Origin of the sequence: Variovorax ureilyticus (assembly GCF_037889935.1) — a bacterium.
GTDB classification, from domain to species: Bacteria; Pseudomonadota; Gammaproteobacteria; order Burkholderiales; family Burkholderiaceae_C; genus Variovorax; species Variovorax ureilyticus.
The window spans coordinates 94992-110395 of record NZ_JBBKZU010000005.1 but is presented as its reverse complement, the minus strand read 5'-3'; the positions used below and the strand labels follow the sequence as shown (position 1 = coordinate 110395).

Sequence of the window (15404 nt, the reverse complement as noted above, 5' to 3'; positions counted from 1 at the left end):
GGGTTGGGAATGCCGTTTGAAATTTCGTGGAGTTGTTGATGCCCCGATTCGCCGCCAATCTGTCGATGCTCTATCCGGAGCTGGACTTTCTCGATCGCTTCGAAGCCGCCGCAAGGGATGGATTCAAGGCCGTCGAATATCTCTTCCCCTATGCCTACGACCCCCGCGAACTCGCCGCGCGGCTGTCGGCGAATGGTCTTCAGCAGGTGCTTTTCAACGCCCCGCCCGGCGACTGGGATCGTGGCGATCGCGGGCTGACCTGCGTGCCGGGGCGCGAAGCCGAATTCCGCGAAGGGCTCCTGAAGGCCATCGACTACGCGGTCGCGCTCTCGTGCCCGCGCATCCACGTCATGGCAGGGCTCGTGCCCGAGAACACGGAGCGCGAATCCGTGCAGCCGACCTACCTCGACAATCTGCACTGGGCCGCTGTCGAGGCCGCCAAGGCCGGGCGCGACCTGCTGCTGGAGCCGATCAACACGCGCGACATCCCGCGCTTCTTCCTCAACCGGCAGGACCATGCGCACGAGATCGTCGAAGCCATCGGCGCGCTCAACGTGCAGGTGCAGATGGACCTTTACCACTGCCAGATCGTCGAGGGCGACGTGGCGATGAAGATCCGCAAGTACCTGCCCACTGGCCGCGTCGGCCACTTCCAGATCGCCGGCGTGCCCGAACGGCACGAACCCGATGTCGGGGAGATGAACTACCCGTATCTCTTCGACGTCATCGACGAGGTGTCGGCGCAATGCGGCTGGCAGGGCTGGGTCGGCTGCGAGTACCGGCCCCGGCGGGGCGCGGTCGCGAACGGCACCAGCGACGGACTCGGCTGGCTGCGAGCGCTGCCGCGCACGGCGGGCGCATGAGACTGGAGGCGGTACGCATTCCCCCGCGGCTGCGCGCCTTCGCGGCGGGAAGCGCCGACGTGTTCGATGTGTCGATCGATGGCGGCGTGGTCCAGTCGATCGAGCCCTCGGCGAGGGCGGCGCGCGGCACGCTGCTCAGCGGCCTGGTCGATGCGCACGCGCATATCGACAAGAACTACACCGTTCGCGAAGTCGGCGCGGCACAAGGCGATCTCTTCGCAGCCATCGGACGCATGGCAGCGCATCGCGCCGGCTGGACCGCCGATGCGCTGCGCATCCGAATGACGCGCGCGCTGGGCGACGCCTGGCGCTCGGGCACACGCGCGCTGCGCACGCATCTCGACTGGGGCGAGGCGGGCGCGCCGGCATCGCTCGCCGTGTTCGAGGAACTGCGCGAAGCATGGCGCGACCGCGTCGAGCTCCAGTTCGTGGCGCTGACGCCGCTCGACCTGTTCGCCGACGCCGAGGCCGGCGCGCGCATCGCGCGCACCGTGAAGCGCGCTCATGGTGTGCTCGGCGCGTTCGTCTATCGCAACGAAGGCATCGTCCACAAGCTGGGGCGCGCGTTCGATCTCGCGCAGGAGCACGGGCTCGCGCTCGACTTTCACGTCGACGAAGGCCTGGATGTGCAAGCGACCGGGCTGCGCACTATCGCGCAGCTCGCGATCGCGCGCGGCCTGATCGGGCGCGTGACCTGCGGGCATGCGTGCTCGCTGTCGGTTCAGGACGATGCGGCGGCGCGCGACACGCTGGGGTTGTGCGCAGAGGCCGGCATCCATCTGGTCGCGCTGCCGACCACCAACCTCTACCTGCAGGGGGCTTGGGACCGCACGCCGCTGCAGCGCGGCATCACGCGCATCCGCGAGGCCGCATCGCTGGGCGTGCGCGCCAGCCTCGCGACCGACAACGTGCAGGACGCCTTCTATCCCTACGGCAGCTACGACCTGGTCGAGACCTTCGGGCTCGGCGTGCAGATGGCGCACCTCGCGCCTGCATCGGATTGGCTCGACGCGATCACGGTGAGCCCCGCGAAGGCGCTGCGCCTCGCCTGGGACGGCCGCATCGCACCCGGATGCCCGGCGGACCTCGTGCTGCTGGCGGCCGCCGACGAATATGAACTTCTGGACCCGCGCGGACGGCGCCGCACCGTCATCCGTGCGGGCCGCATCGTGGAGAACACCGAATGAGCATGGGCAAACCGATGGCCAACTACGCGGCCGCCAAGCGCGTGGGGGACTTCGTCTTCATGAGCGGCGTGGTCGCGGTCGATCCGGCCACGCGCCGCGCGGTCGCGAGCTACGACGACATTCCCGAAGCCGCGCGCGAAGCGCTGCGGCCGCTGGGCTACGCGACCGGCCAGATGTCGGTGGACATCTTCGAAGCGCCCATCGTCGCGCAGAGCTGGTTCGTGCTCGAGCGCATCCGGCAGATCGCCGCCGAGCACGGCGGCACGATGGACGACGTGGTGAAGCTGGTGCAGTACTTCACGCATCTGCCCAACTACGCGCCCTACAACCGCGTGCGCGGCCTGTTCTATCCGGGCGAGCCGCCGGTGAGCACGGTGGTCGAGGTGTCGCGCTTCCTGCCGGGTGACGAGGTGCTCGTCGAGGTGGAGGCGACGATGTACCTGCCGCAGCACTGAACCACTGAAGCACCGGCTTCAGCGGACCGATGCACCCTTGAGCAGGAAGTCGGTCACCTGCTCGATCAGGTAGCGCCGGTCCTTGTCGTCGCCCTCGGCGGTGTTGCGGAAGTACGCGACCTGCGTCGCGTGGTCCGCATAGAACTGCGTCACCGCCCACAGGTGGAAGAGAAACAGCATCGGATCGACCGGCCCCATCAGTCCCTGGTTGATCCAGTTCTGGATCACCGCCACCGCCTGCTCGGTGCGCTGCTTGCTCGTCCCCATCATCTCCCTGAGCACCGGCGCGCCGCGCATCATCTCGGCCGTGAAGATGCGAGAGCGCAGCGGGTGCTCGAAGGAGAACATCATCTTGCGATGGACGAGGTCGGCGAGCACCTTGCGCGGCCCGAAGGCCTCGTCGCTGAAGCCGAAGACGCCGATCCAGTCGTTGATGATGTCCTGCAGGATCTGCCGGTACAGCGCTTCCTTGCTCTCGATGTAGTAGTGAAGCTGCGCCTTCGACAGGCCCGCCTTGTCGGCGATCGCCTGCGTGGAGGCGCCTGCCAGCCCGTCGTTCGCGAACACCTCCACCGCCGCCTGGTAGATCACCGCGAGCACCTGCGTGTACTTGCGCGCGCGGCCACGCGTGGCCGGGGTCTCGGGGCCGTCTTCGACGGATTTCTGCGGGGCGCTGCTGCGTGCGGTGCTCATCGGGAATGCATGGTGCCAGAGCGGTCACCGACAGAGGTCACAGATCGATCGCGAGCGCATCGCCCTTTGCGCGCGAACAACAAAGCGCGACTTTCTTCACGCGTTCGCCGCGGGTGAGGCAGAAGTCGCGATGCTCGGCGTCCTCGCCGTCCGCGTCGACCACGCAGGTGCCGCACAGGCCCTGCTCGCAGGAGACGGGCACGTCGATGCCGAAGGCATGCAGCGCATCGACCGCGGTCTGGTCGCCGGCGACCGGCACCGTGATGCCGCGGCGCCTGAGCTGCAGCACGAACGGCTTGCCGGTGCCGCCGGCGGCATCGGCCGGCGCGGCGAAGTACTCGGTGTGCACCGCGTCGTCGGGCCAATGCGCAGCGGCGTGCCGCACCGCCTGCATGAAGCCCGCGGGCCCGCAGACGTAGAGGTGCGTGCCGGGCTTGCGCGCCGCCAGCAGCTGGCGCAGGTTGATCTTGCGCGACGCATCGCCATCGTCGAAGTGCACGCGCAGGTGCGATGCGATGGCGGGATCGCGCAGCGCGTCGGCGAACGCGAGGTGCTCCTCGCTGCGCACGAAGAGGTAGAGCTGGAAATCCGCCCCCGCGCGCGTCAGCGCCTGTGCCATCGCAAGCAGTGGCGTCATGCCGATGCCGCCCGCGAGCAGGATGTGGTGCCTGGCCTCCTCGCGGATCGGGAAGGTGTTGCGCGGCGTGCTGACCGGCAGCAGGTCGCCCTCGCGCACTCGCATGTGCATCGAGTGCGATCCGCCGCGGCTCGCCGGCTCGCGCTTGACGCCGATCAGGTACGACGAGGCACCGTCCTCGGCGCCGGCGTCGCGCGCCAGCGAGTACTGCCGGGTGAACCCGCCGGGCATGTGCACGTCGATGTGCGCGCCGGCCCGGTAGCCCGGCAGCCGGCGGCCCATCGGATGCGCGAGCTCGAAGGACAGGATCTCCGGCGTCTGGCGCGCGATGCGCGCGACCTGCACGGTGAGGGTGCGCTCGACCATGTTCGCGGCTTTCCTTACCTGGCGGCCGCCTTGCGCAGCTCGACGCCCGTGCCCTTGTTGACGAACTGCGTGGTGTAGGCGTCGCGATAGTTGAAATCCGTCGGCCTGTAGAGGCCGGCCGAGACGCTCTTGTCGTAGAAGTCCTTCATGCGCTCGTCGCTCATCGCGCCGATGCCCTTGGTGGTGGCGTCGCCGACGTCGATGTGCGCGCGCAGGATCGGGATCGACTTCTCGATGTACTCGTCGGTGATGTCGGGATTGATCTTCTTGATCATCTCGTCGGCCGCGTTGCGGTCGCCGTACAGGTAGTTGTAGTAGCCGATGTTCGAGGCCTCGACGAAGCGGCGGACCATGTCGGCCTTGTTCTTCACGAGGTCCTGACGCGTCTCGATCACCATGCCGTAGGTCGACCAGCCCGCATCGGCGAGCGACAGCACGACCGGCTTGAAGCCCGCCTGCTTTTCCACCGCGAGCGGCTCGGAGGTCGCATAGGCCTGCTGCACCGCCTGCTTGTCGGCGAGGAACTGCGACAGGCTGTAGTTGTACGGGCGCACCTGCTCGTCGCGCATGCCGTAGGCCTTCTTCATCCACTGCCAGTAGCTGATCTGGCCGTCCTTCGCGAGCAGCACCGTCTTGGCCTTGGCGAGGTCCGCGAAGGTGTCGAAGCCCTGGCCCGGGTGGGCGATGATGGCCTGCGGGTCCTTCTGGAAGTAGGCCGCGACCACGACCGTCGGCACCTTCTGCTTGATATTGTCGAAGGCCATCAGCATGTTGCCGGTCATCAGGAAGTCGACCTTGCCCGCCGGCAGCATCGGACGGTTGTTGACCTGCGGGCCGCCCTGCTGGATGTCGACGTCGAGCCCGTACTTCTTGTAGGTGCCGTCGGCCAGCGCCTGGTAGAAGCCGCCGTGGCCCGGTTGTGCGCGCCAGTTGGTGGCGAGCACGACCTTGTCCTGCGCGAACGCGGCGGCGGCGCTGCCGGCGATGAGCGCGGCGACCAGGCCGCGTGCGATGAAGTTCGGTGCGAAGTGCATGGTGGTTCCTTGGTTGTCTCTGTGAGTGGTTCAGGGGATCATCGGCCGCCGCCGGGCCGCCCCAAGGCGGCCGAGCCTCCCCCTCGGGGGGTGGAGAAGCACACGAAGTGGCAAGCCGGTGGGCTCATGTACTTCTGGCCATCTCGGGTTTCCAGCCGCGCGTCTTGCCGGGGTTCATCAGGCCCATCGGGTCGCTGCGTTTCTTGAATTCGATCTGCTGCGTGTCGATGGTCTTCATGCCGCCGTCCTCGATGGTCACGACATGCGGGTTGAAGATCTGGCAGCCCCCCTGCGACTCGATCTCGCGCATCACCTCGTACTGGTGCGCCTCGCCTTTCCAGCGCACGAGCAGGATCGCGAAGGTGCCGTATTCGCCGCCCGCGCGCGCGAACTCGTGGTGCTGCAACACGTCGTCGCCGAAGATCGCGATGTGGCGGTCCACCACCGCGGGGTCGAAAGGTTGCGCATACGCCACCTGCAGGTAGGTCCAGGTGCGATCGACCTTCAGCGCCTGCAGCGTGGTGTGGTTGTAGGCGCACTCGTAGGCGGGCGGCAGGCCGGCGGCGTGGAGCTGGGCCTCGGTGCCTGCGAGCGAGATGCTGCCGCCGTGCGCGGCCACGAGCGCGCGGAACCGATCCATCGAATCCGGCGCCACCATCGCGAACATCGCATGCTTGTCCCGCGGAAAGTGCGAGCCGAGCATCGCGTAATACGGCGAGAACCGCGCATCGACGGCCGACAGGAGGAAGAGTTCCAGGGACGGCGTGCTCGCGGCGACGCCGAAGTCCAGCACGCCGCGATAGGTGTCGAAGAGCGCGATGCAATGGACCCACTCCACGGCGGGGCTCAACGCCACTTCCACCTCGGTGATGACGCCGTTGGTGCCGTAGGCGTGATGCACCTGCTGGATCTCGTCGCCCTGCAACTCGATGATGCGGGGCTCGCGCTCCACCGTCATCACGCGTGCGCGCAGCAGGTTGCCCGTGTCGCGCAGGATGCCGTGCCGGATCGAGCCGATGCCGCCGAAGCCGCCTGCGATGAAGCCGCCGATCGACGCGACGTGCCAGGTCGACGGCCACATGCGCAGTGCCTGCCCGGTCTCGGCGACGGCCAGTTCGATGTCGTGCATGCGCGCGCCGGCCTGCACGCGCACGCGGCCGTCGGCGATCTCGAGCACGCGGCTCATCTGCGTCACGTCGAGCACCAGGCCGCCTTCGAGCGGCACGCACTGGCCGTAGTTGCCGGTGCCGCCCGCGCGCACGGTGATCGGCAGCTTCCACTTCGCCGCCACCGCGGCGGCCTGCCGCACGTCGTCCTCGGTCGAGACCTTGACGACGAGATCGGCTACGCAGCCGGCGAGCCGTTCCGTGAGGATCGGGCTGTACCAGTAGAAGTCCTTGGACAGCTGCTTGCGCTGCCCCGGCGAGACGATGACGTTGAGGCCATGCAGGTCCTGCGCGACGGCCGACCAGTCGACCTCCGGCGCGGCGGGGCGCTCCATCAGGCGTGCGCTCATGTCACCGCTCCCTCTTCATTTCGCTCTCGTGCCAGTGGCCGAGCACCGCGCGGGAAAGGGCCGCGAAGACCAGGAAGATCACGATGCCCAGCAGAGACACCAGCAGCAGCGCCGCGAACATCATCGGGATCTCGGTGCGGAAGCTCGACTCGAGGATGCGCGATGCGAGGCCCGTCTCGCGCCCCGCGGTGCCGGCGGTGAACTCGGCGACCACCGCGCCGATCAGGCTCAGCCCGCCGGCGATCTTCAGCCCGGCCATGAAGTACGGCAGCGCGCTCGGCACCAGCAGGTGGCGGAACAGCTGCCACGGCGAGGCCCTGTAGAGCTGGAACAGGTCGCGCAGGTTGCTGTCGGCGCTCTTCAGGCCGATCACCGTGTTCGACAGGATCGGGAAGAAGGCCACGATCCACGCGCACAGCAGCAGCGCGGCGGTGGTGCTCGACACGTAGATCAGGATCAGCGGCGCGATCGCGATGATCGGCGTCACCTGCAGGATCACCGCGATCGGGAACAGCCCGATCTCCACCCACTTGAAAAGCGCGAACGCGATCGCGAGCAGCACGCCGCCGACGATCGCCGCCACCAGCGCGAGCAGGGTGAGCTTGACGGTGAACCACAGCGCGCCCGAGAGCGTGTCCCAGTTGTCCACGAGCGTGGTGAGGATCAGCGAGGGCGCGGGAATGATGTAGTGCGGCACGTTGTTCACGCGCACCAGCACTTCCCACAAGAGCAGCAGGCCCGCAATGACGATGGTGGGCACCGCGATGCGCAGCAGCGATTCGCGGCGGCGGATGCGGTCGTCGCGCGCCTGCAGGTCGGCGGCCGAAGGCGCGGCCTGCACGTCGGCGAGCGCCGGGTTGTCAGTGATCGATGTCGACGCCATGGAGGGCTCCGTGCAAGGACTGCGACACCGCGGTGCAGTGCGCGTTGTAGCGGCTGGAGGTGCGGAAGGCTTCGCCGCGCGGGTAGGGCTCGTCGATGCGGATCTCCTCGATCACGCGGCCCGGCCGCGGCGCCATCACGACGATGCGGTTGGACAGGTAGACCGATTCGTAGACGCTGTGCGTGACGAAGATGATCGAGAAGCGATGCTCGCGCCAGATCGCCAGCAGATCGTTGTTGAGCTTGATGCGCGTCATCTCGTCGAGCGCGGCGAAGGGCTCGTCCATCAGCAGCAGGCGCGGCCGGGTGACCAGCGCGCGCGCGATCGACACGCGCATCTTCATCCCGCCCGACAGCTCGCGCGGATAGACGTTGGCGAAGCGCGAGAGCCCCACCATTTCGAGCGCCTGCGAGACGACCGGCTCGGCCGCGTCGCGCCCGACGCCGGCGAGCTTGAGCGGCAGCCAGACGTTGTCGAACACCCGCGCCCAGGGCATGAGCGTCGGCTCCTGGAAGACGAAGCCGAGTTCGCGGTCGATCCCGGACGATGCGGCGGCGGTCTTCGACCACCTCACTTCGCCCGAACTGATGCGCGTGAGGCCGGCGATCAGGCGCAGCGCGGTGCTCTTGCCGCAGCCCGAGGGGCCGAGGAAGCTGATGAAGTCGTGTTCGCCGCAGTCGAGCGTCATGCCCTGCAGCGCCAGCGTGCCGTTGGCGAAGCGCTTGCTGACGTTGCGCAGGCTGACCAGCTGCTGCGTGGAGGATGGGGTGTCGTTCATGACCAGGCCGGCTCGTTGTCGAGACGTTCGAGAGGGAAGCGGTCGACCTCGCGCAGCAGTTCGACGAAGCGCTCGCCCACGTGATCGAGCACCGCCTTGCCCTTCACCGCGGCTGCGCGGGTGGCGTCGCCGGCAGCGCCCGCCGGGTTGATGTCGTGCATCTGCCAGCCGAGCTTGCCGCTGGGCGTGATCGAGAGGTACCTGTTTTCCTTCGCGAGGTCTTCCGTCATCGAGTGGAAGTTGCGGAAGTTCTCGGGCCGCACGTGGTCGGGCGTGAGGTGCAGCATCACCGAGCTTTCGAGATCGCCGGCATGCACGCCGTGCTTGCCTTCGTGCGCGGTGAAGAGGCCTTCGGGCAGGCCCAGGGTGTACCAGTTGGCGGCCACCACCATCATTCCGTGCGCTTCGCGCAGGTCGCGCGCGACGATGTCCATCACCGACATCTGCCCGCCGTGGCTGTTGTAGAGCACCAGCTTGCGCACGCCGGCCTTCGCCACGCTGGCGCCGATGTCGGTCCACAGCGAGATCAGGGTGGTGGCGGAGACGGTCAGCGTGCCCGGGTAGCGCGAATGCTCGTTGCTCTTGCCGTAGGGCACCGTGGGCAGGAAGAGCACCGGAAGATCGTCCGGCAGGTGCGGAACGGTGGCCTGCACCATGCCGTCGATGGTGGCGGTGTCGGTGGACATCGGCAGGTGCGGGCCGTGCTGCTCGGTGGCGCCGACCGGCAGCACGGCGATGAGCCGGGAGCGATCGAGGCGGGAAAACTCTTCGCTGGTCAGGTCGGACCAGAAGCGGCTGCGCGGTCGGGTGGAGCTCATCGAACACCTCGTTCATCGTGAAGGTGTCTAAATTATCCATTTGGTCAAAAAAGGACTCTTATCGTTTTCCCGATGTGATGCTTCCGATGATGAAACGAAGGGTAATTGCGCGGCAGGATGGGAGGTTTAAGTGACCGTTCGGTCAAATTGGCGCCTCCAGACGCTGCTTGAGCCGGCGCACCGCGATGCGCGATTCCTCATCGACCTGATTCCGGATGCGCACGCGGTCGAGCAACGCGAACAGCAGGTTCGGCGCGCCATATTCGAACTCGCGCAGGAAGTGCGTTCCGCCGGCAGTGGGCGTGAGCGTGTAGCTGACGGTGCCGGCTTCCCGGCCCCCGATCGTGCCGGCGATGCGCCAGTAGCGATCGGGTTCGCGGGCAGTCACGCGCCAGGTCACCCGGCCGGTGCGGCCGGCGACGCTGAAGTCCTCCTCCACCGATTCGCCGACCGCGAGCGAATGGTCCACGGCGCCGCGCACCGCGAGCGACGACGGATGCCACTCCGGCCAGTGGCCCGGGGTGGTGACGTAGGCGTAGACATCGGCCGGCGGTCTCGCGATGTCGGCCTCGGAGACGATCCGCGTCTTGCCGAAGTCCATCGGCACGAACAGCGCCACCGCGACGACGACCAGCGTCAGCGCGGACGAGGCGATCAGTTTCGATACGCGGCTCATGGCAGGCCCTCCTTCCCTGCGGGAGCGGCGCGTGCGCGAAGCCGGCCGTAATATCGGCGACCTCTCACTGGAACCCGCGATGTCGAACCCGCAGATGCCTTCATTGTCCGCGTGCGACGTGCTCGTGATCGGCGCGGGGCCGGCCGGCAGCGCCTGCGCGCAGATGCTGGCGCGCGCGGGGCTCGATGTCGTGCTCGCCGATCAGCACGAGTTCCCGCGCGACAAGGTCTGCGGCGATGGCTTGATCCCGGATGCGCACCGCGCGCTCGAGCGCCTCGGCGTGCAGGGCGAAGTGCTCGCGCGCGCCCGCGCGTCGGCGCAGGTCGGCTGCGTGGGGCCGAGCGGCGGGCGGGTCGAGGTGCCGGCGCGGCTGGCGGTGCTGCCCCGCCGCGAGTTGGACGAGATTCTTCGGCGGGCGGCGCTCGCCGCGGGTGCACGCTGGCTCGCGCCGGCGAAGTTCGAGGCCCCCCTCGTCGATGCCGACGGACGTGTGGCCGGCGCGCGGCTCGCATTGCCGGGCGGTATTTCGCAGTCGGTCGCGGCGCACTGGACCGTTCTCGCCACCGGCGCCGCATCGGGCCCGCTGACGGCGGCTGGCCTGTGCACGCGCAAGGCGCCAAGCGGCATCGCGCTGCGCGGCTACGTCAGGCACGAGGCGATGGCGGCGCGCGGCAACGGCCTCGAAGTGGTGTGGCATCGCGCGCTGCGGCGCGGCTACGGCTGGATCTTTCCGTGTGCCGCCGGCGTCTTCAACATCGGCGTCGGCGTGACGCACGACGGCGACGTGAACCTGCGCGACCTCTTCGATGCCTTCAAGCGCATTCATGCGCCCGCGCGCGAGCTGTTGGAAGGCGGCGAGCCGCTCGGCCCGTTCAAGGGCGCGCCGCTGCGCTGTTCTCTCGAAGGCGCGCGCTGGTCACGCCCCGGGCTGCTGGTCGCGGGCGAGGCGGCCGGCAGCACCTACCAGTTCACTGGCGAGGGCATCGGCAAGGCGCTGGAAACCGGCATGCTCGCCGCACAGGCGATCGCCCTGGGGCATGACGCCGGCGCGGAAGCGCAGGTCGGCGCACGCTACGAGGCCGCGCTGGATTCGCTGAAGCCGCGCTTCGCGGCCTACGAGTTGGCGAACCGCATCAACGACCACCCCTGGCTCGCCGACCTCCTCGTGTGGCGCGCTCGGCGCAGCCCGAGCCTGGTGAAGCGTTTGAGCGGCGTGCTCGAGGAGACCCATGACCCCGGCCGCCTCGTCACCGCAGGCGGCGTCCTCCGGCTGCTGCTGCCGTTGAGCTGACCCGGCGGTTCGACTTGATCAACGCGCCCCATGGGCATATAAGTCGTCATGGTTCCTTATTCGTCGCAAGACGGAAAGGAGGGTGCGATGCGCAGACGCATTTACTGGCTGATGCCGGACCTGGCGAGCGCCAGGCGCGCGATGCACGATCTCGTGCAGGCGCGCGTCGACGTTGCGCACATTCATTTCGCCGCTTCGGAAGGCACGGACATGGCTGGCCTTCACGCGGCGAATGTCTGGCAGACCTCGGACCTCGTCCACGCGGCGAAGACGGGTTGGGCCATCGGCAGCGCCTGCGGAATGATCCTCGGGCTGATCGCGGGCCTCAACTTCCCCGTCTTGGGCGACGAGCCCGAATGGGAACTGGCTGTGGTGCTGGGCGGGATGGGCGGCGTGGTCGGCGCCTGGTCGGCCAGCATGATCGGCATCTCGATTCCGAGCCCCGGCGTGCAGCGCTTCGAAGGAGCGATGGACCGGGGATGGATCCTGCTGATGGTCGATCCGCCGCGTGCGCGCGCCGAGCAGATCGAGGCGCTGCTGCGCACGACTCATCCCGAGGCCCTGTTCGAGGGCGAAGCGCAGCAGGTCCCGGCGTTTCGCTGAACGCCGCGGACCACCACACGATGGCGATGACGAGACAAGGAACCGCCCATGGTCATGGCCATCGTCCTCATCGTCATCGTGGTCGGCTCCGTCCTGTTCCACCTCGTCAGTCCGTGGTGGACCACGCCGCTCGCTTCCAACTGGAAGTCGATGGACGACACGCTGACGATCACGCTGGTCATCACCGGCGTCTTCTTCGTCGCGATCAACCTCTTCGTCGTCTTTGCGCTGATTCGCTACCGCCATCGCGAAGGCCGGCGCGCGCGACTTGAGCCGGAGAACCGCAAGCTCGAGCGCTGGTTGATCATCGGCACCTCCGTCGGCATCGCCGCGCTGCTCGCGCCGGGGCTGCTGGTCTATGCGAACTTCGTGAAGTCGCCGCCGGATGCGATGGTGCTGGAAGTGCTCGGGCAGCAATGGCAGTGGCACTACCGCTTCCCGGGCGCGGACGGCAAGCTCGGCGCGACCGATGCGCGCTTCGTCACGGGCGGCAATCCCTTCGGGATCGACCCGGGCGATCCGGCGGGGCAGGACGATCTGCTCGTGGTTTCCAACGAAGTGCACCTGCCGCTCGGCAAGCCGGTGCTGGTGCTGATCCGCTCGCACGACGTGCTGCACGACTTCTATGTGCCGCCCTTCCGCGCGCGGATGAACAGCGTGCCGGGGCAGATCAGCCGCTTCTGGTTCACGCCGACGGTCGAGGGGCGCTACGAGGCGCTGTGCGCGCAGCTGTGCGGCGTGGGGCATCCGAACATGCGCGGTTTCGTCGTGGTGGAGGACGCGGCGGCCTTCCAGGCCTGGCAGGCGGCGTTGCCGACATTTGCGAAGACCCAGGTCAAGGCCACGCCCGCGCCGTCGGCCGAAGGCGCCGCCGGCGCGGGTGCGCGCATCGAACAAGGGCGCGCGCTTTCCGAATCGAAGGGCTGCGTGGCCTGTCACACCGTCGACGGCACTCCGCGCGTCGGGCCCACCTGGAAGGGCCTGTTCGGCAAGACCGAGACCATGGAAGACGGCTCGCGGGCGCTGGTGGACGAGGCGTACCTGCGCAGCTTCATCACCGATCCGATGGCGCGGCGGGTGAAGGGCTTCCCGCCGGTCATGCCGAAGATGGACCTGAGCAAGGAAGAGCTGGATGCGCTGGTGGCCTACATCCAGAGTCTCGGCAGCGCACCCGCGCAGGCCGCCACCGAACAGAAGGCACAGCGATGAATCCGCACGATGAAGACGACGACAGCGGGCATCAGCACGAGCCCAGGACCTTCCTGACGCGCTACGTCTGGAGCCAGGACCACAAGGTGATCGCGGTGCAGTACGCCTGCACCGCGATCGCGGTCGGCGTGGTCGGTCTCGTGCTGTCGAACCTGATGCGGCTGCAGCTCGGCTTCCCGGGCCACTTCGAGTTCATCAATCCCGAGCGCTACTACCAGTTCGTGACGATGCACGGAATGATCATGGTGATCTACCTGCTCACCGCGCTCTTCCTCGGGGGCTTCGGCAACTACCTCATTCCGCTGATGGTGGGCGCGCGGGACATGGTGTTCCCCTACCTCAACATGCTGAGCTTCTGGGTGTACCTGCTCTCGGTGCTGGTGCTGATGGCGAGCTTCTTCGTCGGTAGCGGGCCGACCGGCGCAGGCTGGACGCTCTACCCGCCGCAATCGATCCTGCCCGGCACGCCGGGCTACGAAGGCGGCATCCAGCTGATGCTGGTGTCGCTCGTCATCTTCATCGTCGCGACCACGATGGGCGGCCTGAACTACGTGACCACGGTGCTGCAGGCGCGCTGCCAGGGCATGACGCTGATGCGGATGCCGCTCACGGTCTGGGGCATCTTCGTGGCGACCATCCTCGCGCTGCTGGGCTTCCCGGCGCTGTTCGTCAGCGGCGTGATGCTGCTGCTCGACCGCACGCTGGGCACCAGCTTCTTCATGCCGGCGCTGGTGTCGATGGGGCAGGTCACGAACTACAAGGGCGGCAGCCCGCTTCTGTTCCAGCACCTGTTCTGGTTCTTCGGCCATCCGGAGGTCTACATCGTGGCGCTGCCGGCCTTCGGCATCGTCTCCGACCTGATCAGCGTGCATGCGCGCAAGTGCATCTTCGGCTACCGGATGATGGTGTGGGCCATCGTCGCGATCGGCGGGCTCAGCGTGGTCGTGTGGGCGCACCACATGTTCGTCGCCGGCACGAATCCTTACTTCGGCTTCTTCTTCGCGACGACGACCTTGATCATCGCGGTGCCGACCGCGATCAAGGTCTACAACTGGCTGCTCACGCTCTGGCGCGGCGACATCCATCTGTCGGTGCCGATGCTGTTCGCGCTCGCCTTCGTCTGCACCTTCGCGATCGGCGGGCTGACGGGGCTCTTCCTCGGCAACGTGAGCGTGGACATTCCGCTGTCGGGCACCTATTTCGTGGTCGCGCACTTCCACATGGTGATGGGCGTGGCGCCGCTGCTGGTGGTGTTCGGCGGCATCTACCACTGGTATCCGAAGGTCAGCGGCCGCATGCTGGACGACCGGCTCGGCCACCTGCATTTCTGGATCACCTTCCTCGGCACCTACCTGATCTACTTCCCGATGCACTACCTGGGCGTGCTCGGCATGCCCAGGCGCTACTACAACTTCGACGGCTACAAGTTCATTCCGCAATCGGCGTTCGAGCTGAACGAGTTCATCACGGTGGTCGCGCTCATCGTCGGCGCCGCGCAGTTCATCTTCATCTTCAACCTCGCATGGAGCCTGTGGCGCGGCCGGCCGGCGATTGCCAATCCATGGAAGTCCGCATCGCTCGAATGGCAGACGGCCACGACGCCGCCGCCGCACGGCAACTGGGGGCCGCGGCTGCCGGTGGTCTACCGCTGGGCCTACGCCTACGGAACGCCGGGCGCCAAGGACGACTTCATTCCGCAGAACGCGCCGCCGGAGGCGGGCGGGGTGGAGCCCGAGCCGCATGGCAAGGGCGAGGCCCATGGGGTGCCGGCATGACCGCGGCATGGATCGCCCCGCGCATCGACGCCGGCACCGGTCCCGGCGTGGCCCGGGCAGGCGCCGCGAGCATCGGGCTGTGGGTCTTCATGGGCGTGGTCACCGCGCTGTTCTCGCTCTTCGCGACGGCCTACCTGATGCGCATGAACAGCAGCGATGCGGTGACGCTCGCGCTGCCGTGGCAGCTCTGGACCAGCACGGCGCTGCTCGTCGCCGGCAGCATGACCCTGCAACGCGCGAGCGCGGCCGCGCGCCGCGCGGATGCCCTGCGCACGCGCAGGCTGCTGCTCGTGGGCGGTCTTTGCGCGATCGCATTCCTGTGCGCGCAGCTCTGGGCCTGGAACGCGCTGCTGAATGCCCAGGTGATGCCTGCGGGCAACCCGGCCGGCAGCTTCTTCTATCTGTTGACCGCGATGCACGGGCTGCACGTGGCCGGCGGACTGATCGCCTGGGCCTGGGTGATGCGCACCTTCCGGCGCGAGACGATCGATGGCGGCTGGCGCATCGCGCTTTGCGCACGCTACTGGCATTTCATGCTGGCGGTGTGGCTGGCGCTGTTCGCCCTGCTCGCATGGGTCACGCCGGAGGTGGCGCGCTTCGTCTGCGGCGCCGTCTGAATG

Annotated in this window: 16 protein-coding genes; 8 read left to right on the top strand and 8 right to left on the bottom strand. The window is 67.9% G+C overall.

The annotated features are described in order from the left end of the window. The first annotated feature begins 38 nt into the window (after positions 1–38). Genes otnI through WKW77_RS12965 form a run of 3 tightly spaced genes read left to right on the top strand, consistent with a single transcriptional unit; the run spans position 39 to position 2505 of the window. Positions 39–863 carry a 2-oxo-tetronate isomerase gene (gene otnI, locus WKW77_RS12975; RefSeq protein ID WP_340357259.1) on the top strand — a complete coding sequence of 275 codons (825 nt, stop codon included), beginning with the start codon at positions 39–41 and terminating at the stop codon, positions 861–863. Continuing rightward, positions 860–2050, top strand: coding sequence for an amidohydrolase family protein (locus WKW77_RS12970; protein ID WP_340357258.1), 1191 nt, complete (start codon positions 860–862; stop codon positions 2048–2050). The genes otnI and WKW77_RS12970 overlap by 4 nt, the downstream gene beginning before the upstream one ends. Continuing rightward, positions 2047–2505, top strand: coding sequence for a RidA family protein (locus tag WKW77_RS12965; RefSeq protein WP_340357257.1), 459 nt, complete (start codon positions 2047–2049; stop codon positions 2503–2505). Before WKW77_RS12970 ends, WKW77_RS12965 begins: the two co-directional genes overlap by 4 nt. An 18-nt stretch (positions 2506–2523) precedes the next feature. On the opposite strand, the gene WKW77_RS12960 is transcribed toward WKW77_RS12965, so the two are convergent. From WKW77_RS12960 to WKW77_RS12925, 8 genes are all read right to left on the bottom strand, one after another. Further along, positions 2524–3198, bottom strand: coding sequence for a TetR family transcriptional regulator C-terminal domain-containing protein (locus WKW77_RS12960; protein WP_340357256.1), 675 nt, complete (start codon positions 3196–3198; stop codon positions 2524–2526). A gap of 37 nt (positions 3199–3235) precedes the next feature. Continuing rightward, positions 3236–4201, bottom strand: a complete 966-nt coding sequence (locus WKW77_RS12955; RefSeq protein WP_340357255.1) for a PDR/VanB family oxidoreductase — start codon at positions 4199–4201, stop codon at positions 3236–3238. 14 nt (positions 4202–4215) lie between these two features. Further along, positions 4216–5235 (bottom strand): ABC transporter substrate-binding protein, encoded by a 1020-nt coding sequence (locus WKW77_RS12950; RefSeq protein WP_340357254.1) that lies wholly within the window; start codon positions 5233–5235, stop codon positions 4216–4218. Positions 5236–5359: 124 nt separating this feature from the next. After that, a complete protein-coding gene (locus WKW77_RS12945) occupies positions 5360–6751 on the bottom strand; it encodes an FAD-binding oxidoreductase (protein ID WP_340357253.1) in 1392 nt (463 codons plus the stop codon). A 1-nt stretch (position 6752) separates the two neighbouring features. After that, entirely contained in the window at positions 6753–7634 is an 882-nt protein-coding gene (locus WKW77_RS12940) for an ABC transporter permease (RefSeq protein WP_340357252.1), read from the bottom strand. Continuing rightward, on the bottom strand, positions 7612–8412 hold the full coding sequence (locus WKW77_RS12935) for an ABC transporter ATP-binding protein (RefSeq protein ID WP_340357251.1): 801 nt from the start codon (positions 8410–8412) through the stop codon (positions 7612–7614). The genes WKW77_RS12940 and WKW77_RS12935 overlap by 23 nt, the downstream gene beginning before the upstream one ends. Next, positions 8409–9230, bottom strand: coding sequence for a creatininase family protein (locus WKW77_RS12930; protein ID WP_340357250.1), 822 nt, complete (start codon positions 9228–9230; stop codon positions 8409–8411). Before WKW77_RS12930 ends, WKW77_RS12935 begins: the two co-directional genes overlap by 4 nt. 142 nt (positions 9231–9372) lie before the next feature. Continuing rightward, positions 9373–9906, bottom strand: a complete 534-nt coding sequence (locus WKW77_RS12925) for an SRPBCC family protein (RefSeq protein WP_340357249.1) — start codon at positions 9904–9906, stop codon at positions 9373–9375. Here WKW77_RS12925 and WKW77_RS12920 point away from each other — a divergent pair. From WKW77_RS12920 to WKW77_RS12900, 5 genes are all read left to right on the top strand, one after another. After that, a complete protein-coding gene (locus tag WKW77_RS12920) occupies positions 9905–11197 on the top strand; it encodes an NAD(P)/FAD-dependent oxidoreductase (RefSeq protein WP_340357248.1) in 1293 nt (430 codons plus the stop codon). The two genes, WKW77_RS12925 and WKW77_RS12920, sit on opposite strands and share 2 nt — an antisense overlap. 87 nt (positions 11198–11284) lie before the next feature. Then, entirely contained in the window at positions 11285–11800 is a 516-nt protein-coding gene (locus tag WKW77_RS12915; RefSeq protein WP_340357247.1) for a DUF1269 domain-containing protein, read from the top strand. 48 nt (positions 11801–11848) lie between these two features. Next, the gene (locus WKW77_RS12910; RefSeq protein ID WP_340357246.1) at positions 11849–13009 is read left to right on the top strand and encodes a cytochrome c oxidase subunit II; all 1161 of its coding nucleotides are present in this window, start codon (positions 11849–11851) and stop codon (positions 13007–13009) included. Continuing rightward, the gene (locus WKW77_RS12905; RefSeq protein ID WP_340357245.1) at positions 13006–14784 is read left to right on the top strand and encodes a cytochrome c oxidase subunit I; all 1779 of its coding nucleotides are present in this window, start codon (positions 13006–13008) and stop codon (positions 14782–14784) included. The genes WKW77_RS12910 and WKW77_RS12905 overlap by 4 nt, the downstream gene beginning before the upstream one ends. After that, complete coding sequence (locus WKW77_RS12900; RefSeq protein WP_340357244.1) at positions 14781–15401, top strand: cytochrome c oxidase subunit 3; 621 nt, start codon at positions 14781–14783, stop codon at positions 15399–15401. Before WKW77_RS12905 ends, WKW77_RS12900 begins: the two co-directional genes overlap by 4 nt. Positions 15402–15404: the final 3 nt, after the last annotated feature.

Coding starts and splice junctions, on each gene's coding strand:
- otnI (WP_340357259.1), top strand. CDS start 39: ATGCCCCGATTCGCCGCCAATCTGTCGATGCTCTATCCGGAGCTGGAC.
- WKW77_RS12970 (WP_340357258.1), top strand. CDS start 860: ATGAGACTGGAGGCGGTACGCATTCCCCCGCGGCTGCGCGCCTTCGCG.
- WKW77_RS12965 (WP_340357257.1), top strand. CDS start 2,047: ATGAGCATGGGCAAACCGATGGCCAACTACGCGGCCGCCAAGCGCGTG.
- WKW77_RS12960 (WP_340357256.1), bottom strand. CDS start 3,198: ATGAGCACCGCACGCAGCAGCGCCCCGCAGAAATCCGTCGAAGACGGC.
- WKW77_RS12955 (WP_340357255.1), bottom strand. CDS start 4,201: ATGGTCGAGCGCACCCTCACCGTGCAGGTCGCGCGCATCGCGCGCCAG.
- WKW77_RS12950 (WP_340357254.1), bottom strand. CDS start 5,235: ATGCACTTCGCACCGAACTTCATCGCACGCGGCCTGGTCGCCGCGCTC.
- WKW77_RS12945 (WP_340357253.1), bottom strand. CDS start 6,751: ATGAGCGCACGCCTGATGGAGCGCCCCGCCGCGCCGGAGGTCGACTGG.
- WKW77_RS12940 (WP_340357252.1), bottom strand. CDS start 7,634: ATGGCGTCGACATCGATCACTGACAACCCGGCGCTCGCCGACGTGCAG.
- WKW77_RS12935 (WP_340357251.1), bottom strand. CDS start 8,412: ATGAACGACACCCCATCCTCCACGCAGCAGCTGGTCAGCCTGCGCAAC.
- WKW77_RS12930 (WP_340357250.1), bottom strand. CDS start 9,230: ATGAGCTCCACCCGACCGCGCAGCCGCTTCTGGTCCGACCTGACCAGC.
- WKW77_RS12920 (WP_340357248.1), top strand. CDS start 9,905: ATGGCAGGCCCTCCTTCCCTGCGGGAGCGGCGCGTGCGCGAAGCCGGC.
- WKW77_RS12925 (WP_340357249.1), bottom strand. CDS start 9,906: ATGAGCCGCGTATCGAAACTGATCGCCTCGTCCGCGCTGACGCTGGTC.
- WKW77_RS12915 (WP_340357247.1), top strand. CDS start 11,285: ATGCGCAGACGCATTTACTGGCTGATGCCGGACCTGGCGAGCGCCAGG.
- WKW77_RS12910 (WP_340357246.1), top strand. CDS start 11,849: ATGGTCATGGCCATCGTCCTCATCGTCATCGTGGTCGGCTCCGTCCTG.
- WKW77_RS12905 (WP_340357245.1), top strand. CDS start 13,006: ATGAATCCGCACGATGAAGACGACGACAGCGGGCATCAGCACGAGCCC.
- WKW77_RS12900 (WP_340357244.1), top strand. CDS start 14,781: ATGACCGCGGCATGGATCGCCCCGCGCATCGACGCCGGCACCGGTCCC.